General features: G+C 56.3%; 18 protein-coding genes and 1 riboswitch. Of the genes, 12 read left to right on the top strand and 6 right to left on the bottom strand.

Annotation, left to right across the window (positions count from 1 at the left end):
* Nucleotides 1–606 (top strand): 3-isopropylmalate dehydratase small subunit, encoded by a 606-nt coding sequence (gene leuD, locus ACQG19_RS03595; protein ID WP_013095559.1) that lies wholly within the window; start codon nucleotides 1–3, stop codon nucleotides 604–606.
* A 91-nt stretch (nucleotides 607–697) separates the two neighbouring features.
* Here leuD and ACQG19_RS03590 read toward each other — a convergent pair whose 3' ends face one another.
* From ACQG19_RS03590 to sgrT, 3 genes are all read right to left on the bottom strand, one after another.
* The gene (locus ACQG19_RS03590) at nucleotides 698–850 is read right to left on the bottom strand and encodes a Hok/Gef family protein (RefSeq protein WP_010427008.1); all 153 of its coding nucleotides are present in this window, start codon (nucleotides 848–850) and stop codon (nucleotides 698–700) included.
* 216 nt (nucleotides 851–1,066) lie between these two features.
* Entirely contained in the window at nucleotides 1,067–2,245 is a 1,179-nt protein-coding gene (locus ACQG19_RS03585; protein ID WP_013095558.1) for a sugar efflux transporter, read from the bottom strand.
* 120 nt (nucleotides 2,246–2,365) lie between these two features.
* Entirely contained in the window at nucleotides 2,366–2,518 is a 153-nt protein-coding gene (gene sgrT, locus ACQG19_RS03580; RefSeq protein ID WP_013095557.1) for a glucose uptake inhibitor SgrT, read from the bottom strand.
* A gap of 88 nt (nucleotides 2,519–2,606) precedes the next feature.
* On the opposite strand from sgrT, the gene sgrR reads away from it, so the two are divergent.
* The 4 genes from sgrR to thiQ all read left to right on the top strand — a co-directional run bounded on the left by sgrR (nucleotide 2,607) and on the right by thiQ (nucleotide 7,685).
* Nucleotides 2,607–4,262, top strand: coding sequence for an HTH-type transcriptional regulator SgrR (gene sgrR / locus ACQG19_RS03575; protein ID WP_246932370.1), 1,656 nt, complete (start codon nucleotides 2,607–2,609; stop codon nucleotides 4,260–4,262).
* 36 nt (nucleotides 4,263–4,298) lie between these two features.
* Nucleotides 4,299–4,399, top strand: a riboswitch (TPP riboswitch).
* 31 nt (nucleotides 4,400–4,430) lie between these two features.
* Nucleotides 4,431–5,414, top strand: coding sequence for a thiamine ABC transporter substrate binding subunit (gene thiB / locus ACQG19_RS03570; RefSeq protein ID WP_013095555.1), 984 nt, complete (start codon nucleotides 4,431–4,433; stop codon nucleotides 5,412–5,414).
* Complete coding sequence (thiP, locus tag ACQG19_RS03565; RefSeq protein ID WP_045292748.1) at nucleotides 5,390–7,000, top strand: thiamine/thiamine pyrophosphate ABC transporter permease ThiP; 1,611 nt, start codon at nucleotides 5,390–5,392, stop codon at nucleotides 6,998–7,000. The genes thiB and thiP overlap by 25 nt, the downstream gene beginning before the upstream one ends.
* Nucleotides 6,984–7,685, top strand: a complete 702-nt coding sequence (gene thiQ, locus ACQG19_RS03560; RefSeq protein WP_038981187.1) for a thiamine ABC transporter ATP-binding protein ThiQ — start codon at nucleotides 6,984–6,986, stop codon at nucleotides 7,683–7,685. The genes thiP and thiQ overlap by 17 nt, the downstream gene beginning before the upstream one ends.
* Here the strand turns inward: thiQ and ACQG19_RS03555 are convergent.
* Nucleotides 7,675–8,442 carry a DedA family protein gene (locus ACQG19_RS03555; RefSeq protein WP_013095552.1) on the bottom strand — a complete coding sequence of 256 codons (768 nt, stop codon included), beginning with the start codon at nucleotides 8,440–8,442 and terminating at the stop codon, nucleotides 7,675–7,677. The two genes, thiQ and ACQG19_RS03555, sit on opposite strands and share 11 nt — an antisense overlap.
* 128 nt (nucleotides 8,443–8,570) lie before the next feature.
* Complete coding sequence (gene araC, locus ACQG19_RS03550; protein ID WP_097533934.1) at nucleotides 8,571–9,416, bottom strand: arabinose operon transcriptional regulator AraC; 846 nt, start codon at nucleotides 9,414–9,416, stop codon at nucleotides 8,571–8,573.
* A 336-nt stretch (nucleotides 9,417–9,752) separates the two neighbouring features.
* Between araC and araB the strand changes: the two genes are divergently transcribed.
* From araB to rluA, 6 genes are all read left to right on the top strand, one after another.
* A complete protein-coding gene (araB, locus tag ACQG19_RS03545) occupies nucleotides 9,753–11,462 on the top strand; it encodes a ribulokinase (RefSeq protein ID WP_246932368.1) in 1,710 nt (569 codons plus the stop codon).
* A gap of 10 nt (nucleotides 11,463–11,472) precedes the next feature.
* On the top strand, nucleotides 11,473–12,975 hold the full coding sequence (gene araA, locus ACQG19_RS03540; protein WP_020688483.1) for an L-arabinose isomerase: 1,503 nt from the start codon (nucleotides 11,473–11,475) through the stop codon (nucleotides 12,973–12,975).
* 86 nt (nucleotides 12,976–13,061) lie between these two features.
* The gene (gene araD / locus ACQG19_RS03535; protein ID WP_246932366.1) at nucleotides 13,062–13,757 is read left to right on the top strand and encodes an L-ribulose-5-phosphate 4-epimerase; all 696 of its coding nucleotides are present in this window, start codon (nucleotides 13,062–13,064) and stop codon (nucleotides 13,755–13,757) included.
* Between the two features lie 74 nt (nucleotides 13,758–13,831).
* Entirely contained in the window at nucleotides 13,832–16,189 is a 2,358-nt protein-coding gene (gene polB / locus ACQG19_RS03530; protein ID WP_246932364.1) for a DNA polymerase II, read from the top strand.
* 128 nt (nucleotides 16,190–16,317) lie between these two features.
* Complete coding sequence (gene rapA, locus ACQG19_RS03525; RefSeq protein ID WP_222169071.1) at nucleotides 16,318–19,224, top strand: RNA polymerase-associated protein RapA; 2,907 nt, start codon at nucleotides 16,318–16,320, stop codon at nucleotides 19,222–19,224.
* Nucleotides 19,225–19,236: 12 nt separating this feature from the next.
* Nucleotides 19,237–19,896, top strand: a complete 660-nt coding sequence (gene rluA, locus ACQG19_RS03520; RefSeq protein ID WP_194500962.1) for a bifunctional tRNA pseudouridine(32) synthase/23S rRNA pseudouridine(746) synthase RluA — start codon at nucleotides 19,237–19,239, stop codon at nucleotides 19,894–19,896.
* A 31-nt stretch (nucleotides 19,897–19,927) separates the two neighbouring features.
* On the opposite strand, the gene djlA is transcribed toward rluA, so the two are convergent.
* The gene (gene djlA, locus ACQG19_RS03515; protein WP_013095544.1) at nucleotides 19,928–20,746 is read right to left on the bottom strand and encodes a co-chaperone DjlA; all 819 of its coding nucleotides are present in this window, start codon (nucleotides 20,744–20,746) and stop codon (nucleotides 19,928–19,930) included.
* A gap of 239 nt (nucleotides 20,747–20,985) precedes the next feature.
* Between djlA and lptD the strand changes: the two genes are divergently transcribed.
* On the top strand, nucleotides 20,986–23,337 hold the full coding sequence (lptD, locus tag ACQG19_RS03510) for an LPS assembly protein LptD (RefSeq protein WP_013095543.1): 2,352 nt from the start codon (nucleotides 20,986–20,988) through the stop codon (nucleotides 23,335–23,337).
* Nucleotides 23,338–23,361 lie beyond the last annotated feature (24 nt).

The following is a 23,361-nucleotide window of genomic DNA, read 5'->3' as shown; positions in this document are numbered from 1 at the left end:
ATGGCAGAGAAATTTACCCAACATACAGGCCGGGTTGTCCCTCTGGACGCCGCTAACGTCGATACCGATGCGATCATCCCGAAGCAATTTTTGCAGAAGGTCACCCGCACCGGATTTGGTGCTCATCTGTTTAACGACTGGCGTTTTCTGGATGATAAAGGTCAGGTACCTGACCCGGAATTTGTGCTGAATTTCCCGGAATATAAAGGCGCCTCCATTCTGCTGGCACGGGAAAACTTTGGCTGCGGCTCCTCACGCGAGCACGCGCCATGGGCGCTGACCGATTACGGCTTTAAAGTGGTGATCGCCCCGAGCTTTGCAGATATCTTCTACGGCAACAGCTTCAACAACCAGCTGCTGCCGGTGACGCTGAGTGACGAGCAAGTGGATGAATTGTTCGCGCTGGTTAAGGCAAATCCGGGCATGTCGTTTGAAGTGGATCTGGAAGCGGAAGTGGTGAAAGCCGGGGATAAGACCTACAGCTTCAGCATCGATGCCTTCCGTCGCCACTGCATGCTGAACGGTCTGGACAGCATTGGCCTGACGCTTCAGCATGAAGACGCCATCTCCGCATACGAGAAAAAACAGCCTGCGTTTATGGGCTAAAGGCAATGGCCCGCACGATGCGGGCCATTGATAAGGGTGCGTTGAGGCTCAACCACTCTGGAGGGGCGGGGAACTTTCCCCGCCCATACCGCTAACGTTTTGCTTCGTAAGCCAACACTGCTGCCAGCTCTGTTTTCTCCTGTCTGAAATGCAGTTCACACAGTGAATCACGCACCATCCAGGTGAAGATCAACAGCGTTGTACAGATCAGAAACAAACCTAACAGCAGAGTACGTTTTGGCATTCCAGCCTCCTTATTGCTTTTCGGCAATGAAGAGACTAACCTCGCAATGTTGGTTGTGAAGTTGGTCTCCCCATCAGTTTTTTGATGTGGGACTCTCCACTGTTTGCCTCTTGCGAAAGCCTGAGGCAAACAGCCTCAAGCACCCGCCACGCACTCTATGTGTCTTCTTAAACTCTGTCAGAAAATGGTTTCATTTCGTGAAGGCGCCTTCCAGAATCAGACGTCTTTTACGCGCCAGGTCAGCATCAGCGTGACAATCGACGTTAGTGCAATCATCCAGTACACCGACCCATGTCCATAGCTTTGCGACAACGCCCCCTGAATCACCCCCGCCAGAATTACCCCCGTGGAGATACTGTTGGTAAAGAGTGTGGTCGCCGACCCCGCCCGCCCGGGCATTAAATCCTGGAACCAGAGCATCCCTATCCCGGCCACGATCCCAATAAACACAGCATTAAACAGCTGCAGCGCCAGCAACGCCTCTCGTGAATGGAAGAAAATCAGCCCCAGGTAAAAAAGCACTCCGGCCGCTACGGCTATCAGCATCATCCGGCGTTTCCCGAGATGTTTGACGTAGTATCCCGCCAGAATCATCGCCGGAATTTCCAGCCCGGCGGCCGTCCCCATTAAGATCCCCGCGAGCTTATCCGGCAGACCCAGATCGCTGCTGATCCACAGCGGCATATCGATGATATACATGGTGTTGCAGGTCCACATCAGCGTGGAGGCGATAAACAGCATACGGACGTTTTTATCCTGCCAGCCGCTCACCTGAGTAATGGGTTTATCCGCTGTCTGTTCGACACGCGCCACTGACGGCAGCACGAAGGCAATCAATGCCAGGCTAATGGCAAAAATCCCCGCAGCGATGGAAAACATGGCGGTAAAACCGTAATTCAACGCCAGCATAAAGGCCAGCGGCGGACCAATGACCCATGCAAGAGAGAGCTGCGCACGCATCACCGAGCTAAACATCACCACTTCCCGCGCCGAGTTGTCGGCATATTCCCGGGCAAGCGCGAACAGCTGCGGCATGGCGGTGTTCGCCAGCGAGGCCAGCAGCACGCCGCAGGTGATCAGCGTCAGGTAGTGACGATTAAAGGCAAACAGCAGTGCGTTACCCACAGCCATGGCGCAACAAAATAGGATCAACTTGCGGCGATCGCCCTGGCTGTCGGATCGTTTCGCCAGCCCCAGGCTCACCAAGATCCCGGCGATGGCGTTCACGGTATAAAACAGGCCGACCCAAAACGGCTGCGCCCCCACCTCCCGGCTGAGAAAAAGACTCAGCGTCGGTGCCTGCAGCGCCCCCGCCACGCCCATCATAAAGGCCACCAGCATAAAAGCGGCATACACGCCGTTCAGGCGTCGCCCCATCGTCATTAACCAGAGCATCTGCAAGTCCTTGTGAAAGCGAATCGAATTGGGTGAAAGAATAAACGAAAAAAGCCAGCAAAAAACATTTTGCTGGCGGGTGATAAGCACCAATACTCAGTCACACATGATCGAGGCGAGTTAGCGAGAAGAGGTCGGTTTCGTAACGTCCCACTGCATCAGTTCTTCTAACATTTTCAGCCGTTGCTCAGCACACTGACGGGCCAGCCAGGACGTTCCTTTTGTCGCTGAAAAGTACTGCTGATAAAACTGACGTGCGGTAGACCTCTTCATAATGTACCTCCTCACTTCATCGGGAATCATTATTGGCTTAATATAGGGATTAATAAATTGCTGATTTTTTGTCAGGAGTTCCCCTTTTATGCCTTCTGGTCGTCTGCAACAACAATTCATCCGCCTCTGGCAGTGCTGCGAAGGGCAATCGCAGGAGACCACGCTTAACGAACTGGCTGAGCTCCTTAACTGCTCCCGACGTCATATGCGCACGCTGCTTAACACCATGCAGCAACAGGGCTGGTTAAACTGGGAAGCCGAAGCGGGACGCGGCAAACGCTCACGCCTGACCTTTCTCTATACCGGGCTGGCCTTGCAGCAACAGCGAGCAGAAGACCTGCTGGAACAGGACAGAATCGATCAGCTGGTGCAACTGGTTGGCGATAAAGCCGCAGTGCGTCAGATGCTGGTCTCCCATCTTGGGCGGAGTTTTCGTCAGGGCCGCCACATTCTGCGGGTGCTCTACTATCGCCCGATGAAGAATCTGCTCCCCGGCACGGCCTTGCGCCGCTCAGAAACCCATATGGCGCGACAAATATTCAGCGGCCTGACGCGAATAAATGAGGAAAACGGGGAACTGGAAGCTGATATTGCGCACCACTGGCAGCAACTCTCCCCACGTCACTGGCGCTTCTTCTTACGTCCCGGCATCCACTTTCACCACGGCCGCGAGCTGGAAATGCGCGATGTCATCGCCTCACTGGAGCGTGCCCGCAAGCTTCCGCTTTATTCGCATATTTCGCGCGTTCACTCCCCCACCGCCTGGACGCTGGATATTGAACTGTCTCAGCCGGATAAATGGCTTCCCTGGCTGCTGGGGTATGTCCCATCAATGATTTTGCCGGGAGAGTGGGAATCGCTGCACAATTTTGCCAGCCAGCCCATTGGCACCGGGCCCTATGCCGTGTCGCGTAACACCAATAACCAGCTGAAAATTCGCGCGTTTGATGATTATTTTGGCTACCGGGCGCTGATCGACGAAGTGAACGTCTGGGTATTACCGGATCTCAATGAAGAGCTCAGCGCCGGGCTGACGCTTGAAGGCCCCACAACGGGCGAAAAGGCGGTGGAAAGCCGCCTTGAGGAGGGCTGCTACTACCTGCTGTTTGACAGCCGCACCCACCGCGGGGCCAATCAGGCGGTACGCAAATGGATCAGCCACGTCTTATCTCCCTCCAATCTGATTTACCATGCGGAAGAACAGTATCAGACGTACTGGTTTCCGGCGTACGGGTTGCTTCCTCGCTGGCATCATGCCCGACCTGCCCACTGTAACAAACCGGCAGGGCTGGAGTCTGTCACCCTGACCTACTACCGCGAGCATGTGGAGCACCGTTTTATTGCCAGGATCATGACCAGACTGCTGGCCGCAGAAGGCGTCCGGCTGGACATCAGGGAAGTGGACTATGACGAATGGCACCAGGGGGAACTGACCAGCGATATCTGGCTGAACAGCGCCAACTTCACCCTGCCGCTCGATTTCTCGCTCTTCTCACACCTGTATGAAGTCCCGCTGATCCAGCACTGTATCGATCGGGACTGGCAGCAGGATGCGGCGCAGTGGCGCGCGGGTGAGATGAACCTGGCCACCTGGTGTCAGGCGCTGCTGGCCGAACAGGCAATCGTGCCGCTGATCCACCACTGGCTGATGATCCAGGGCCAGCGCAGTATGCGGGGGTTACGGATGAATACGCTGGGCTGGTTTGATTTTAAATCCGCCTGGTTTGCGCCACCAGAGCCATAACACTTTCGTAATATTCGCCAAATCATTACAATAGCGCCGTTCTCAACGGGGTGCTGCATCACTGATGTGCGCTGAGATAATACCCGTCGAACCTGATCCGGATAACGCCGGCGAAGGGATTTGAGGCTGTCGCTCAAAATCCTTTGCCACTCAACCTTGAGGTGCAAAGTGTTAAAAAAAGTGCTTCCCCTGCTGGCGCTGTTTGCGCTGCCTGCTTTCGCAAAACCCGTCCTGACGGTCTACACCTACGACTCCTTTTCTGCCGACTGGGGCCCAGGCCCGGTCGTCAAAAAAGCCTTTGAAGCCGACTGCAACTGCGAACTGAAATTCGTGGCGCTGGAAGATGGCGTCTCGCTGCTTAACCGTCTGCGTATGGAAGGTAAAAACAGCAAGGCCGACGTGGTACTCGGCCTGGATAACAACCTGCTGGATGCGGCCTCGCAAACGAAACTGTTCGCCAAAAGCGGCGTAGCGGCAGATGCGGTTAACGTGCCGGGCGGCTGGAAAAACGACACCTTTGTGCCGTTCGATTACGGATATTTTGCGTTTGTTTATGACAAAAACAAGCTGAAGAACCCGCCGAAAAGCCTGAAGGAGCTGGTGGAAAGCGACCAGAAATGGCGCGTGATTTATGAAGATCCGCGCACCAGCACACCGGGTCTGGGCCTGCTGCTGTGGATGCAGAAGGTATACGGTGATAAAACGCCGGAGGCGTGGCAGAAGCTGGCCGCCAAAACCGTGACCGTCACCAAAGGCTGGAGCGAAGCCTATGGCCTGTTCCTGAAAGGGGAGAGCGACCTGGTGCTGAGCTACACCACCTCCCCGGCTTATCACATTATCGCCGAGAAGAAAGACAACTACGCCGCCGCTGATTTCGCTGAAGGTCATTATCTGCAGGTGGAAGTGGCTGCCCGCACTGCCGCCAGCAAGCAGCCGGAACTGGCCGAGAAGTTTCTGAAATTCATGGTCTCCCCGGCGTTCCAGAATGCGATCCCTACGGGTAACTGGATGTATCCGGTGACCAACGTGACGCTACCTGCGGGCTTTGAGCAACTGACCAAACCGCAAACCTCGCTGGAGTTTACGCCGCAGCAGGTCGCCGCGCAGCGAGCAGCATGGGTAAGTGAATGGCAACGCGCCGTCAGCCGCTAATTCCCGGCTGGTTATTTCCCGGACTGCTCGCCGCTGTAGTGATGGTGGCGGTCAGTCTGGGTGCTTTTCTGGCATTGTGGTTTAACGCGCCAGAGAGTGATCTGCTCTCCCTCTGGCACGACAGCTATCTCTGGCACGTCATCCGGTTCTCTTTCTGGCAGGCGTTTCTCTCTGCCCTGCTGTCGGTGATCCCGGCCATTTTTCTCGCGCGGGCGCTCTACCGCAGACGCTTCCCCGGCAGGGAGGCGCTGTTGAGACTGTGCGCCATGACGCTGATCCTGCCCGTCCTGGTGGCGGTGTTTGGGATCCTGAGCGTGTATGGTCGTCAGGGCTGGCTGGCCGCCCTCTTTAACCTGCTTGGTCTGGAGTGGACCTTCTCCCCTTACGGACTCAAAGGTATTCTGCTGGCGCACATCTTTTTCAACATGCCCATGGCGACCCGGCTTTTTTTACAGGCGCTGGAGGCTATCCCCGGCGAGCAGCGTCAGCTTGCGGCACAGCTGGGCATGCGCGGCTGGTCATTCTTCCGCTTTGTCGAATGGCCGTGGCTGCGCCGTCAAATCCCTCCGGTTGCGGCGCTGATCTTCATGCTCTGTTTTGCCAGTTTCGCCACCGTGCTTTCTCTTGGTGGTGGACCACAGGCGACCACCATCGAACTGGCGATTTACCAGGCGCTGAGTTACGACTACGACCCCGGCCGCGCTGCGCTTCTGGCTCTGGTACAGATGCTGTGCTGTCTTGTGCTGGTCCTGCTGAGTCAGCGTCTGAGCAAAGCCATTCCACCGGGCAGTCATCAGATTACAGGCTGGCGCGATCCTCAGGACAGCCTGCACAGCCGAATCGCGGATGTGATGTTGATCGTACTGGCCCTGCTGCTGCTGCTGCCACCGCTGATGGCCGTTATCGTTGATGGCGTTAACCTTAACCTCGTCTCCGTGTTGCAACAGCCCGTCCTCTGGCAGGCGACCTGGACATCCTTGCGCATCGCACTGGCTGCCGGGCTATTGTGTGTCGTGCTGACCATGATGCTGCTGTGGAGCAGTCGCGAACTTTATGCGCGCCAGGCGCGCAAAGCCGGACAAGCGCTGGAGCTGACGGGGATGTTAATCCTCGCAATGCCGGGCATCGTCCTGGCAACCGGCTTCTTTTTATTGTTCAACAGTACGGTTGGTCTGCCGGAAAGCGCCGACGGAATCGTGATTTTTACCAACGCCCTGATGGCCATTCCCTATGCGCTGAAGGTGCTGGAAAACCCCATGCGCGACGTCAACAGCCGTTACGCTTTGCTGTGTCAGTCGCTTGGTATACAGGGCTGGCGCCGGTTAAAGGTGGTTGAACTGCGTGCGCTGAAACGCCCGCTTGCTCAGGCGCTGGCCTTCGCTTGTGTGCTCTCCATTGGAGATTTTGGTGTGGTGGCGCTCTTCGGCAATGAAGATTTCCGCACGCTGCCATACTGGTTGTATCAGCAGATCGGCTCCTACCGCAGTCAGGAGGGGGCCGTCACGGCGCTGTTGCTGCTGTTGCTGTGCTTTGCCTTATTTACCGTTATCGAAAAACTTCCGGGGCGCAATGTTAAAACTGACTGATGTCACCTGGCTCTACCAGCACCTGCCTATGCGGTTCAGCCTGTCGGTACGCCCGGGTGAGATGATTGCCGTGCTTGGCCCAAGCGGGGCAGGGAAAAGTACCTTACTCAATCTGATTGCCGGTTTTCTGCAACCGGCAAGCGGGTCGATAATCATTGAAAACAACGACCATACCTACACCCCGCCCGCCAGGCGTCCGGTCTCGATGCTGTTCCAGGAAAATAACCTGTTCACCCATCTGACGGTGCGGCAAAACATCGCGCTGGGTATGGATCCGGGGCTGAAACTGAACGACGCACAGCGCCAGAAGCTGGAAAAGATTGCCGGGCAGATGGGCATTACCACGTTTATTGACCGACTCCCCGGAGAGCTCTCTGGCGGACAACGTCAGCGCGTGGCGCTGGCTCGCTGCCTGGTTCGCGAGCAGCCGATACTGCTGCTGGATGAGCCCTTCTCTGCACTCGATCCCGCGCTGCGCCAGGAGATGCTCGCCCTGGTACAGGAGGTCTGCCAGCGTCAGCAGCTGACGATGCTGATGGTGTCACACAGTATTGAAGATGCCGCACGCATCGCCCCGCGATCGGTGGTGATCGCGGAGGGTCGTATCGTGTGGGAGGGTGAAACCGAAGAGTTGATGAGTGGCAAAGCAAGCGCGTCGCACCTGCTGGGGATCCTTAACGGCTGACCACCTTCAGCAGGATCTCACCGTACACCGGCATCAGCGGATGGCGAATCAGCGCGATCAGCGCCACGACGGCAACGCCCAGCGTCAGCGGCGCCAGCCACAGCAAGCGCGAGCGAGGCAGATAGCGCGTCAGACGATCGACATTCGCTTTCGCGCTGCGCCATAGCCGCCAGCACAACCATGCAGCGAGCCATAACAGCAGCGCTGTTGCCAGCAATAACCATTTAAAGCCACCGCTCTGCACATCGTCAGGAATATCAATTGCCGCCCCCGCCAGGATCCCCGGCAGGAAGTAGAACGGCGGCCAGAAGACGCAGCCGATAATGTTCGGCAAAACGAATTTTGCGACGGGCAGATCCAGCATCCCGGCGACCATCGGCACCAGCGGACGCGTTGGCCCGACAAAGCGTCCGACGAGGATCGTAAACATGCTGTGCTGATGCAACGCATGCTCAGTTTTATCCAGCAACGCTTTGTTCTTCTTCATGAAAGACCAGCGGTGCAGCGGCTTCTTGAAACGCCAGCCCAGCCAGAAGGAGATCCAGTCGCCCAGTAAGCAGCCGATCATACCGGCCAGCCACGCCTGCCAGAAATTGACCTCACCGCTGCCAATCAACGCGCCCAACGCCGCCATCATCACCGTACCAGGCAGGATCAGCCCAACCAGCGCCAGCGATTCCAGAAACGCCACCAGCGCAACGGCGATAAGCGAATACATAACGGACTGGGTAATAAAATGTTCCAGCAATGCCTGCATAACTATTCCGGTCAGAAAACGAATCAGGGATTCTGCTTAGCGCCCTGCATCGCGTCAAGACAACAATTGTCTGAATAGTTTACAGGTTGCTTCCGTTGTTCACCTGCTTGTTTATCTTTTTTTACCGTTTATTCACATCCCGCCCGGAATTCACTGGGGCTGGCGCCAGTGCATTTTTTAAATACGCGGGAAAAATAGAGCTGATCTTCAAAGCCCACATTGCGCCCGACGGTGGCAATGGGCATCCGGGTGGTGCTGAGCAGCAGTTTCGCCTGGCTGATGCGCTGATCTTCGCGCCAGCTCAGCACGCTGACACCCAACTGCTGCCGGAACAAATGCGACAGCCGCGACGGCGACAGACAGACATGCTGGGCCACGCTGGCGATATCAAACTGGCTGTCGGCCAGGTGGTCGCTGATGTACTGGCAGGCATCACGCACACGGTTATCCAGCGGCGGATTAAGCGACGCGTTAATCGCCTCCATCCGGCGCAGTAATACCTGTTCAAGCAAATTAATTGCCAGCAGCTCAGCGTAGCGCCCACCGGCCTGCCCTGCCTCTATGATCTGGGCAAACAGCTCGCGGAACTGGGCCAGATGAGTGTCGTCCGGGCGGTAAAAACCGGTGTGCGCAAAAATGGCTGGCCACGAAAGCCACTCCTGCCAGTAGGCGCGGGGGCGGAAGTAGACCCACTGGTGATACCACTCTTTGGCATCCGGATGACGCCCATAATGGTGGATCTCACCAGGCGGAAACAGCAGCATATCGCCGGGACGACAGACGAACTGCTGATCGTTGTTTTTGATTATCCCTTCCCCACGCACGGTCAGGTTCAGAATGTACCCTTTCATCCCGAGCGGACGGTCAACGTAAAAATCGAGATATCCCTCAGCCTCGATAGGGGTCAGCCCCGCCACCAGGTGGGCGTTAAACGAATAACCCGGCAGTAAGGGATCGTTTTGCGTTTCGGCCATAGATTCAGTTCTCCCAACGGTACTGAAGGAAACCAATTGTCCATATCGTTAAAAGCCGTATAAAAATGGCCTGCGACGAGATCCAAAAAGCATCACGTCTCTTTTACGTCCGCCATGTTTCAGCCTTTCCCCCTGATTTCTCCGCCAGAGTGGGCAGATAAGCAGTAACAAAAGTGTCTATAAGTGCGGCAGAAATGTCCACATTGAATATTTGCACGGCGTCACACTTTCCATCTCAACAGCAATTTAGTCCATAAGATTAGCGGATCCTGCCTGACGATTTTCGCCCCCAGTCTCTAATGTTCTCTCATACCTGTTTTCTGATGGAGCAACACCATGGCAATTGCGATTGGCCTCGATTTTGGCAGCGACTCGGTTCGCGCCCTGGCAGTGGACTGTACGTCCGGCCAGGAGATAGCAACCAGCGTTAAGTGGTACCCACGCTGGCAAGAGGGGCGCTACTGCGATGCGCCAAACAACCAGTTCCGTCACCATCCACGCGACTACATCGAGTCGATGGAAGCGGCAATCAAAACCGTGCTGGCAAAGCTGTCTGACGCCCAGCGTGCAGAGGTGGTTGGGATCGGCGTAGACAGCACCGGTTCTACCCCCGCGCCAGTGGATGCGGAAGGCCGGGTGCTCGCGCTACGTCCTGAGTTCGCCGACAACCCGAACGCCATGTTTGTGCTGTGGAAAGACCATACCGCCGTCGAAGAGGCCGAAGCCATCACCCGGTTGTGCCACCAGCCGGGCAAAACCGACTATTCGCGCTACATCGGCGGAATTTATTCCAGTGAATGGTTCTGGGCCAAGATCCTGCATGTCACCCGCGCTGACGCAGCGGTTGCACAGGCAGCCGCATCGTGGATTGAACTGTGTGACTGGGTTCCTGCCCTGCTCTCAGGTACCACCCGCCCGCAGGATATTCGCCGCGGCCGCTGCAGCGCCGGGCATAAATCCCTGTGGCATGAAAGCTGGGGCGGTCTGCCACCGGCAGCCTTCTTCGATGAACTCGATCCGATTATCAACAAGAGCCTGAAGTACCCGCTCTTTACCGACACCTTTACCGCCGATATTCCGGTGGGCACGCTCTGTGAAGAGTGGGCAACACGCCTGGGCCTGCCGCAAAACGTGGCAATCTCCGGCGGTGCGTTTGACTGCCATATGGGCGCGGTGGGCGCTGGCGCCCAACCCAATACGCTGGTGAAAGTGATCGGCACCTCCACCTGCGACATCCTGACGGCGGATAAAGCCAGCGTCGGTGACCGCGCAGTAAAAGGTATCTGCGGACAGGTCGACGGCAGCGTGGTGCCGGACTTTATCGGTCTGGAAGCCGGGCAGTCTGCGTTTGGCGATATTTACGCCTGGTTTGGTCGGGTACTGGGCTGGCCGCTGGACCAGCTGGCGACCGCGCACCCGGAACTGAAAACCCAGATTGCCGAAAGTAAGAAACAGCTGCTGCCCCAGCTCACCGCCGCGTGGGCGAAAAATCCGTCTCTTGAACACCTGCCGGTGGTGCTCGACTGGTTCAACGGCCGCCGTACGCCATTTGCCAACCAGCGTCTTAAAGGTGTTATCACCGATCTCAATCTGGCGACCGATGCCCCGGCCCTGTTTGGCGGCCTGATTGCAGCCACCGCCTTTGGTGCCCGCGCGATTATGGAGTGCTTCACCGAACAGGGCATCGACGTCAACAACGTCATGGCGCTGGGCGGTATCGCCCGTAAAAACCCGGTGATCATGCAGGCCTGCTGCGACGTGCTGAACCGTCCGCTGCAGATTGTCGCGTCCGATCAATGCTGCGCGCTGGGCGCGGCTATTTTCGCCGCCGTTGCCGCGGGCGTACACGCCGATATCCCGACTGCACAGCAGCATATGGCAAGCGCGGTCGAAAATACCCTTCAGCCGCGTGCTCAACAGGCGCAACGCTTTGAACAGCTTTATCAGCGCTACCAGCAATGGGCAAAAAGCGCCGAACTTCACTATCTCCCTGTCGCCGCCCCGTCAAAACACACCGCGGATACGACGGCAACCCTGACCCATTAAGGACACGACGATGACCATTTTTGATAATTATGAAGTGTGGTTTGTGATTGGCAGCCAGCATTTGTACGGACCGCAAGCGTTGCAACAGGTGACGAAACATGCGGAACACGTCGTGAACGCGCTGAATGCTGAGGCCAAACTGCCATGCAAACTGGTGCTGAAGCCGCTGGGCACGACGCCGGATGAGATCACCCATATCTGCCGTGACGCAAACTACGACGATAAATGTGCGGGTCTGGTGGTGTGGCTGCACACCTTCTCACCCGCCAAAATGTGGATCAACGGTCTGTCTATCCTCAACAAACCGCTGCTGCAATTCCATACCCAGTTCAACGCCTCCCTGCCATGGGACAGCATTGATATGGACTTTATGAACCTGAACCAGACCGCACACGGCGGCCGTGAGTTCGGCTTCATCGGCGCCCGTATGCGTCAGCAGCACGCCGTAGTGACCGGACACTGGCAGGATCAACATGCGCAGAAACGCATCGGCTCCTGGATGCGTCAGGCCGTTTCCAAACAGGATACCCGCCATCTGAAAGTGGTGCGATTTGGCGACAACATGCGTGAAGTGGCAGTCACCGACGGTGATAAAGTTGCCGCGCAGATCAAGTTCGGTTTTTCCGTGAACACCTGGGCCGTGGGTGACCTGGTGCAGGTCGTCAATGAGATCGGCGATGGCGACGTGAGCGCGCTGGTTGACGAATACGAAAGCAGCTACCGCCTCACCGCAGCGGCGCAGGTGAAGGGTGACAAACGCCAGAACGTGCTGGACGCGGCGCGCATTGAACTGGGGATGAAACGCTTCCTGGAACAGGGTGGCTTCCACGCCTTTACCACGACATTTGAAGATCTCCATGGTCTGAAACAACTGCCGGGTCTGGCAGTACAACGTCTGATGCAGCAGGGCTACGGCTTCGCGGGCGAAGGCGACTGGAAAACTGCCGCTCTGCTTCGCATCATGAAAGTGATGTCAACCGGTCTGCAGGGCGGCACCTCCTTTATGGAGGACTACACCTACCACTTCGAAAATGGCAACGACCTGGTACTCGGTTCACACATGCTGGAAGTGTGCCCGTCCATTGCCGTTGAAGAGAAACCGATCCTCGACGTGCAGCACCTCGGCATTGGCGGTAAAGCGGATCCGGCACGTTTGATCTTCAACACCCGTACCGGCCCGGCCATCAACGCCAGCCTGATCGACCTGGGCGATCGTTTCCGCCTGCTGGTGAACTGTGTGGATGCGGTTGAAACGCCACACGCGCTGCCAAAACTGCCGGTCGCCAACGCCCTGTGGAAAGCGCAGCCCGATCTGCCAACCGCCTCCGAAGCCTGGATCGTCGCCGGTGGCGCGCACCATACCGTCTTCAGTCACGCGCTGGATCTCAACGATATGCGTCAGTTCGCTGAACTGCACGACATCGAACTGACCGTGATCGATAACGATACCCGCCTGCCCGCGTTTAAAGACGCGCTGCGCTGGAATGAAGTCTATTACGGTTCGAAACGTTAAGTACGACGTGCCCGGTGGCACTGCGTTTACCGGGCCTACGATTGTGTATGCCGGATAAGCGAAACGCCATCCGGCGGGAGACAACAATGCTAGAAGATCTCAAACGCCAGGTACTCGAAGCCAACCTGGCGCTGCCTAAACATAATCTGGTGACCCTGACCTGGGGCAACGTCAGCGCCGTTGACCGCGAAAAAGGGGTGTTCGTCATCAAGCCTTCCGGCGTGGATTATACGGTGATGACCGTTGACGATATGGTTGTGGTCAGCATTGCAACCGGTGAAGTGGTGGAAGGGAAGAAAAAACCCTCCTCCGATACCCCCACCCATCGCCTGCTGTATCAGGCATTTCCGACCATCGGCGGCATTGTGCATACCCACTCGCGTCATGCGACTATCTGGGCGCAGGCAGGCCAGTCCATCCCGGCTACCGGTACCACGCACGCAGACTACTTTTACGGCACCATCCCCTGCACCCGCCTGATGACCGATGCGGAAATCAACGGCGAGTACGAGTGGGAAACCGGCAATGTGATTGTCGAAACCTTTGAAAAACAGGGAATCGACGCAGCACAGATGCCCGGGGTGCTGGTGCATTCTCACGGCCCGTTTGCGTGGGGCAAAAATGCGGAGGATGCAGTGCATAACGCGATTGTGCTGGAAGAGGTGGCCTATATGGGCATCTTCTGTCGTCAACTGGCACCAGAGTTGCCGGATATGCAACAGACGCTGCTGGACAAACACTACCTGCGCAAGCACGGTGCAAAAGCCTATTACGGGCAATAAACTGTATATAAACCCAGCATAAAACCGCTAACCAGGCTATAATCAGGCCTGGTTTTGTTTTATGGGATAACGGCGTGACGCAGGCGCAAGAAGGTTTTTTACTGACCCGACACTGGCGGGATACGCCTCAGGGAACAGAGGTGGAGTTCTGGCTGGCGACGGACAACGGCCCGCTGCGCGTTACCCTGCCGCCACAGGAGTCCGTGGCATTTATTCCTGAAGTCCACATCGACAAAGCAAAGCAGCTACTGCGCGGTGAAAACAACTGGCGCATCACGCCACTTGAGCTAAAAGATTTCCATCGCCAGCCGGTTTACGGTCTCTATTGTCGCGCCCATCGCCAGTTGATGCGCTATGAAAAACTGCTGCGCGAGGCGGGCGTCACCCTGTACGAGGCCGATATTCGTCCCCCGGAACGTTTTCTGATGGAGCGGTTTATTACCGCCCCTGTCTGGGTTGATGGCACAGCGCACAACGGCGGGCTGATTAACGCCCGCCTGAAACCCAACCCGCACTACCGTCCGCCGTTGAAATGGGTCTCACTGGACATCGAAACCACCCGTCACGGTGAACTGTACTGTATTGGTCTTGAAGGCTGCGGCGACCGGGTTGTCTATATGCTCGGGCCACCGAATGGCGATGCCTCCGCGCTGGACTTCCGGCTGGAGTACGTCAACAGTCGGCCACAGCTGCTGGAAAAACTGAACCAGTGGTTTGCCGATCGCGATCCCGATGTCCTGATCGGCTGGAACGTGGTGCAGTTCGACCTGCGGGTACTGCAAAAACACGCCGAGCGTTACCGCATCCCGCTCATGCTTGGGCGGGGTCATAGCGAACTGGAATGGCGCGAGCACGGTTTCAAAAACGGCGTCTTCTTCGCGCAGGCCAACGGTCACCTGATTATCGACGGCATCGAGGCGCTGAAATCCGCATTCTGGAATTTTTCTTCCTTCTCGCTGGAGGCAGTGGCGCAGGAGCTGCTGGGGGAAGGGAAATCCATCGATAACCCGTGGGACCGAATGGATGAGATCGACCGCCGCTTCAACGAAGACAAACCGGCACTTGCCACCTATAACCTGAAAGATTGTGAGCTGGTTACGCAGATTTTCCACAAAACCGAGATCATGCCTTTTCTGCTGGAACGCGCCACAGTAAATGGTCTTGCCGCTGATCGGCACGGCGGTTCCGTGGCGGCATTCAGCCATCTGTACTTTCCCCGCATGCACCGGGCAGGCTACGTCGCACCGAACCTGGGGGACGTGCCGCCGCAGGCAAGCCCTGGCGGCTACGTGATGGATTCCCGGCCGGGACTGTATGACTCCGTGCTGGTACTGGACTACAAAAGCCTCTACCCCTCGATTATCCGCACCTTTTTGATTGATCCGGTGGGGCTGGTAGAGGGGATGGCGCAGCCGGACGATATGCACAGCACCGACGGGTTTCTGGGGGCGCGTTTCTCACGGGAGAAACACTGCCTGCCGGAGATCGTGGGACAGATCTGGCACGGGCGCGACGAGGCCAAGCGCCACGGCAACAAGCCGCTTTCTCAGGCGCTGAAAATTATCATGAATGCCTTTTACGGTGTGCTGGGCACCAGCGCCTGTCGCTTCTTCGACCCGCGTCTCGCCTCGTCTATTACCATGCGCGGGCATGAGATCATGCGCCAGACAAAGGCGCTGATCGAATCCCAGGGCTATGAAGTGATCTATGGCGATACCGACTCCACCTTCGTCTGGTTGAAGGGCGCGCACGCCGAAGAGAAAGCCGCGCGAATTGGCAAACAGCTGGTGGCCTTCGTGAACGACTGGTGGCAAGCGCATTTGCAAAAAGAGCGGTTAACCAGTGCGTTAGAGCTGGAGTATGAAACCCATTTCAGCCGCTTTTTAATGCCCACTATCCGTGGAACCGATCAGGGCAGCAAGAAACGCTACGCCGGACTGATTCAGGAAGGTGAAAAGCAACGCATGGTGTTTAAAGGGCTGGAGACGGTACGCACAGACTGGACTCCGCTGGCGCAGCAGTTCCAGCAAACGCTCTATTTGCGGATCTTTCGTAATGAGCCTTATCAGGACTACGTCCGCGAGACGATAGCCAGCCTGATGGCTGGCGAGCTCGACAACCAGCTGGTGTATCGCAAACGCCTGCGCCGCCCGCTGGCCGAGTATCAGCGTAACGTTCCGCCACACGTCCGCGCCGCGCGTCTGGCGGATGAAGAGAACGTCCGTCGGGGGCGCGCCCCGCAGTATCAGAACCGGGGCACCATCAAGTATGTCTGGACGACAAACGGGCCAGAGCCCGTGGATTATCAACACTCTGCGCTGGACTACGACCACTACCTGACGCGCCAGCTTCAGCCCGTCGCGGATGGAATTTTGCCGTTCATTGACGACGATTTTGCTACACTAGTGACAGGGCAGCTTGGCCTATTTTGACACGTGACGAAATCGCTGCCATCCAGTACCATAGCGCCCTTTCCACTCCCGGACCCATTTTTCGATGACCGTCTTTTTTGACGGTGGTTGAACTATTGCCTGCAATTAAAGATTAGAGCCGAACACATATGCCTTTTACACTTGGTCAACGCTGGATCAGCGATACAGAAAGCGAACTTGGATTGGGAACCGTGGTTGCAGTCGATGCACGCATGGTCACCCTCCTTTTCCCTGCTACCGGTGAAAACCGCCTGTACGCTCGCAATGACTCCCCTGTTACCCGCGTGATGTTCAATCCAGGTGACACCGTGACCAGCCACGACGGCTGGCAGCTAAAGGTTGAAGACGTAAAAGAAGAGAATGGTCTGCTCGCCTACATTGGGACTCGCCTCGACACTGACGAGAGCAATGTCATCCTGCGTGAAGTGCTGCTCGACAGCAAACTGGTTTTCAGCAAGCCGCAGGATCGCCTGTTTGCCGGGCAAATCGACCGTATGGATCGCTTCTCCCTGCGCTATCGCGCACGTAAATTCCAGAGTGAACAGTACCGCATGCCGTGGAGCGGCCTGCGTGGTCAACGCACCAGCCTGATCCCTCATCAGTTGAATATCGCCCATGACGTTGGTCGTCGTCATGCGCCTCGCGTACTGCTGGCAGACGAAGTGGGCCTCGGTAAAACCATTGAAGCCGGTATGATCCTGCATCAACAGTTGCTTTCTGGCGCCGCCGAGCGCGTGCTGATCGTGGTACCGGAAACGCTGCAACATCAGTGGCTGGTTGAGATGCTGCGCCGCTTTAACCTTCGTTTCTCGCTGTTTGACGACGAGCGCTACGCCGAAGCCCAGCATGACGCGGACAACCCGTTTGAAACCGAACAGCTGGTCATCTGCTCCCTGGACTTCGTGCGCCGCAGCAAGCAGCGTCTTGAGCATCTGTGCGACGCAGAGTGGGATCTGCTGGTGGTCGACGAAGCGCACCACCTTGTCTGGAGCGAAGAGGCACCGAGCCGTGAATACATGGCGATTGAACAGCTTGCCGAGCGCGTGCCGGGCGTCCTGCTGCTGACCGCAACGCCGGAGCAGCTGGGGCTGGAGAGCCACTTCGCCCGTCTGCGCCTGCTCGATCCAAACCGTTTCCATGACTTTGAGCAGTTTGTCGAAGAACAGAATAATTACCGCCCGGTTGCCGATGCTGTCGCCATGCTGCTGGCGGGCAAACGCCTCTCGAATGACGAACTCAACACCCTGAGCGATCTGATTGGCGAACAGGATATTGAGCCGCTGCTACAGGCAGCCAACAGTGACAGCGACAACGCGGGTTCCGCGCGTAAAGAGCTGATCGATATGCTGATGGACCGCCACGGCACCAGCCGCGTGCTGTTCCGTAACACCCGTAACGGCGTGAAGGGCTTCCCGAAACGCGAACTGCATACCATCAAGCTGCCGCTGCCGACGCAGTATCAGACGGCGATAAAAGTCTCCGGCATTATGGGGGCGCGTAAAAGCCAGGAAGAACGTGCGCGCGACATGCTCTACCCGGAGCAGATTTATCAGGAATTTGAAGGCGATACCGGAACCTGGTGGAACTTCGACCCGCGTGTTGAATGGCTGATGGGTTACTTAACGGCTCATCGTTCACAGAAAGTGCTGGTGATCTGCGCCAAGGCGGCCACCGCGCTGCAGCTGGAGCAGGTTCTGCGCGAGCGCGAAGGTATTCGAGCCGCCGTGTTCCATGAGGGCATGTCCATTGTCGAGCGTGACCGCGCCGCGGCCTGGTTCAGTGAAGAAGACAGCGGCGCACAGGTTCTGTTGTGCTCTGAAATCGGTTCTGAAGGGCGTAACTTCCAGTTCGCCAGCAACCTGGTGATGTTCGATCTGCCGTTCAACCCCGACCTGCTGGAACAGCGTATCGGCCGTCTGGACCGTATCGGTCAGGCGCATGATATTCAGATCCACGTCCCTTACCTGGAAAAAACCGCTCAGTCGGTGCTGGTACGCTGGTTCCACGAAGGTCTGGACGCGTTCGAACATACCTGTCCGACGGGACGCACCATTTACGATCAGGTGCATACGGATCTGATCGGTTACCTGGCAGCGCCGGAAAATACGGACGGTTTTGATGAGCTGATCAAATCCTGTCGCGAAAAGCATGAGGCTCTGAAAGCGCAGCTGGAGCAGGGACGTGACCGCCTGCTGGAAATCCACTCCAACGGTGGCGAGAAAGCGCAGGCGCTTGCCGAAAGCATTGAAGAGCAGGATGACGACACCAGCCTGATCAGCTTCGCCATGAACCTATTCGACATCGTCGGGATTAACCAGGACGATCGCGGCGAGAACATGATCGTGCTGACCCCATCCGATCATATGCTGGTTCCGGATTTCCCGGGCCTGCCGGAGGATGGTTGCACCATCACCTTTGAGCGTGACGTGGCGCTGTCTCGCGAAGACGCTCAGTTCATCACCTGGGAACACCCGTTGATCCGCAACGGCCTCGACCTGATCCTTTCCGGCGACACGGGTAGCAGCACGATTTCCTTGTTGAAAAACAAAGCATTACCCGTTGGTACGCTGCTGGTTGAGCTGATCTATGTTGTGGAAGCGCAAGCGCCGAAACAGCTGCAGCTCACCCGCTTCCTGCCGCCAACGCCAGTGCGTCTGCTGCTGGATAAAAACGGCACCAACCTGGCTACACAGGTTGAATTCGAGAGTTTCAACCGCCAGCTGAGCGCAGTAAACCGCCACACGGGCAGCAAACTGGTCAACGCCGTACAACAGGACGTGCACGCCATTCTGCAGTTGGGTGAAACGCAGATCGAAAAAGCGGCCAGGACGCTGATTGATGCCGCACGCGAGGAAGCCGATGAGAAACTGTCTGCAGAGCTGTCTCGTCTGGAAGCGTTAAAAGCGGTGAACCCAAACATCCGTGATGACGAACTGACCGCGATTGAGAGCAACCGTCAGCAGGTGCTGGAAAGCCTGAATCAGGCAAGCTGGCGTCTGGATGCCCTGCGTCTTATTGTTGTGACGCATCAGTAAACGGAGCACAAGATGGTGATGCAGCCTTACAATCCGCCGCAAGACCCGTGGCTGGTTATCCTTTATCAGGATGAGCACATTATGGTGGTCAACAAGCCAAGCGGCCTGTTGTCCGTGCCGGGGCGTCTGGATGAGCACAAAGACAGCGTGATGACACGTATTCAGCGTGATTATCCCCAGGCGGAGTCCGTTCATCGCCTGGACATGGCAACCAGCGGTGTGATTGTGGTGGCGATGAACAAAGCGGCTGAACGTGAACTCAAACGCCAGTTCCGCGAGCGTGAACCGAAAAAGCAGTATGTCGCACGCGTCTGGGGCCATCCCGCGCAGGCGGAAGGGCTGGTGGATCTGCCGCTGATTTGCGACTGGCCAAATCGACCAAAGCAGAAGGTGTGCTATGAGACGGGCAAGGCCGCGCAAACCGAGTATGAAGTGCTGGAGTACGCGCCGGATAACACCGCGCGCGTGCTGCTAAAGCCCATTACCGGGCGTTCACATCAGCTGCGTGTGCATATGCTCGCGCTGGGGCACCCGATTCTGGGAGACCGTTTTTACGCACCACCGGAGGCGCTGGCTTCAGCGCCGCGTTTGCAGCTTCATGCCCAGACGCTCACCATCACCCACCCGGCGTTTGGCAACGCAATGACGTTTAAAGCCCCGGTGGACTTCTAAAAAATATGGCCCGACTGTGTCGGGCCATTTTTTATTTGAAATTTTTCTGCTCTTTTATCAGCTCGTACGCTTTCTGGATTTCCTGCGCTTTTTGCTTCGCCATCTCCATCATCTCTGGCGGTAAGCCCTTCGCGACCAGTTTATCCGGGTGATGTTCACTCATCAGCTTACGATAGGCACGCTTGATGGTTGTTGCATCATCAGAAGGTTTCACGCCAAGCACGTTACAGGCATCTTCCAGCGTCGGGCCACGCTGCGCCTGCTGCCAGCCGCCGCCAGAGGATTGATGCTGTTGATAGCCGCCACCAAAGTGTGCGCCGCCCTGCATCATGCGCAGGAACTGGTCGAACTGCATGCGGGAGATCCCCAGCTCTTCGGCAATCACGTATAACACATCGCGTTCATTCGGATGAAGAGACCCGTCGGCAAACGCCGCCTGAATCTGGATCTCCAGAAACATCCGAATTAAATCAAAACGGCCGAAACAGATACTGCGGAACTGACGCATTTTTTCGCGCAGCGGATAGTTATCCGATTTACCGATGCGAAATGCATTTTGCGCCGCCACACGAGATTCCCCGTGCAGATTCATGCGGTCCATAAATACGCTGGCAATTTGGATATCGGCTTCCGTTACCCGCCCTTTTGATTTGGTTAAGTGCCCCATCACCTCAAAGGTGGTGGAGAAAAAGAGGGACTGACGCTCGCGCTGGTTGGCGAACCACGCCATTTTGCGGCTGCGTGCCTTATCGAACATATGGCCAATAATCAGGCCAAGTACGATGCCCCAAAACCCGGCACCCATGATGATGGCGAACGCAACGCCGATGATTTTACCCCAATACTGCATATACTCCCCGGATAGTCATGTCCCTTGTCGACGCAACGCCATCATTACAGTGGTCGAGCCACGGTCAATTGAGGGACATCGCCTATAATTTGCATTATCATACTCGTCATTCGATAGCGAGCCTAACACTCTGGCACGCAAACGGGCAGGATTAACGCTGGTACTGCGCTGATGAGTAAGATAGTCTCTGAGCGTTTGTAAGCCGTAGCCACTGATGACGGAACACTAAAATATAACGTATGAAAAAACGTATCCCCACCCTCCTGGCCACAATGATTGGCACCGCCCTGTACAGTCAACAGGGGCTGGCGGCCGATCTTGCCTCGCAGTGTATGCTTGGCGTCCCAAGTTATAATCGCCCACTGGTGAGTGGCGATACAAATAGCTTGCCGGTAACCATTACTGCCGACAGTTCTAAAGGAACCTATCCTGACAATGCCACGTTTACGGGCAGTGTGGATATTAATCAGGGCAATAGCCGCCTGCAGGCAGATGAAGTGCAGTTGCACCAGAAGCAGCCGGAAGGTGCGGCCGAACCGGTACGAACGGTGGATGCGCTGGGTAATGTGCACTATGACGACAATCAGGTCATCCTGAAAGGTCCGAAAGCATGGTCAAACCTGAACACCAAAGATACGAACGTCTGGGAAGGTGATTACCAGATGGTGGGTCGTCAGGGGCGTGGTAAAGCAGATCTGATGAAACAGCGCGGTGAAAACCGCTATACGATTCTGGAAAACGGTTCCTTCACCTCCTGTCTGCCGGGTTCGAATACCTGGAGCGTGGTGGGAAGTGAGGTAATTCACGACCGTGAAGAACAGGTCGCAGAAATCTGGAACGCCCGGTTTAAACTCGGCCCGGTGCCGGTTTTCTATAGCCCGTACCTGCAACTTCCCGTGGGCGACAAACGTCGTTCAGGCTTCCTGATCCCAAATGCCAAATACAGCACCTCGAACTATTTTGAGTTCTATCTGCCGTATTACTGGAACATCGCGCCCAACATGGACGCCACGATCACGCCGCACTATATCCATAAGCGCGGCAACGTCATGTGGGAAAACGAGTTCCGCTATCTGACCCAGGCGGGTACCGGTTTGATGGAACTGGATTATCTGCCATCAGATAAAGTCTTCCAGGATGAGCACCCAACAGAAGGTGATAAACACCGTTGGATGTACTTCTGGCGTCACGCTGGCGTCATGGACCAGGTCTGGCGTTTTAACGTCGACTACACCAAAGTCAGCGATCCTTACTATTTCAACGACTTCGATTCCAAGTACGGTTCCAGTACCGATGGTTACGCCACGCAGAAATTTAGCGTTGGCTATGCTATTCAGAACTTCAACGCTACGGTGTCGACGAAGCAGTTCCAGGTGTTTGATAGCCAGACGCGAAGCACTTACGGTGCAGAACCGCAGCTGGATGTGAACTGGTATCAGAACGATGTTGGTCCATTCGATACCCGCGTCTACGCTCAGGCAGTGCATTTCGTCAATACCAACTCGGACATGCCGGAAGCCACGCGTGTTCATTTAGAACCGACGATCAATTTACCGGTGTCGAACAACTGGTCGAGTCTGAATACCGAAGCCAAACTGATGGCGACCCATTACCAGCAGAAAAATGTGGACTGGTATAACAACCGTTATGGTACCGACCTCGACGAATCCGTGAATCGCGTTCTTCCACAATTCAAAATGGACGGTAAGCTGATCTTCGAGCGCGATATGGGTCTGCTGGCGGATGGGTATACGCAGACGCTTGAGCCACGTATGCAGTATTTGTACGTGCCTTATCGCGATCAGAGCAAAATCCAGAACTATGACTCCGCTTTCCTGCAGTCTGACTACAGCGGCCTGTTCCGTGACCGTACCTACGGCGGTCTTGACCGTATTGCTTCCGCGAACCAGTTAACGACCGGCGTCACAACGCGCGTTTATGATGAATCTGCCGTTGAACGTTTTAACGTTTCTGTTGGTCAAATCTACTATTTCACCGAGTCTCGTACCGGTGATGACAATATCAACTGGGAGAAAGACAACAAAACAGGTTCGCTGGTGTGGGCGGGCGATACCTACTGGCGCATGACCGATCGCTGGGGCTTACGCGGGGGTCTGCAGTACGACACGCGTCTCGACAATATTGCGACCAGCAGTGCAGCCGTCGAGTACCGTCGCGATGAAGATCGTATGGTGCAGTTGACCTATCGTTACGCCAGCCCGGAATATATTCAGGCAACATTGCCGAACTATGCCACCAGTGAACAGTATAAAGACGGGATTTCGCAGGTGGGGGGTGCAGCCAGTTGGCCAATCGCTGACCGCTGGTCAATTGTGGGCGCATACTACTTTGACACTAACGCCAACAAGCCTGCTGACCAGATGGTTGGTCTGCAATATAACTCCTGCTGTTACGCGCTGCGTGTCGGCTACGAACGCAAGCTTAACGGCTGGGATACTCAAAACAATCAGAGCAAATACGATAACGTGATTGGCTTTAATGTCGAATTGCGCGGCCTGAGCTCCAACTACGGCCTGGGCACGCAGCAGATGCTGCGCTCGAACATTCTGCCGTACCGCAGTTCCTTGTAATGTGCTTGTTTTGCAACGTAATCC

Source organism: Enterobacter cloacae complex sp. 277I4 (assembly GCF_050031465.1).
Taxonomy (GTDB): Bacteria; Pseudomonadota; Gammaproteobacteria; order Enterobacterales; family Enterobacteriaceae; genus Enterobacter; species Enterobacter cloacae.
Note: the sequence above shows the minus strand (reverse complement) of the source record. Positions and strands in the feature narration are given on the sequence as shown.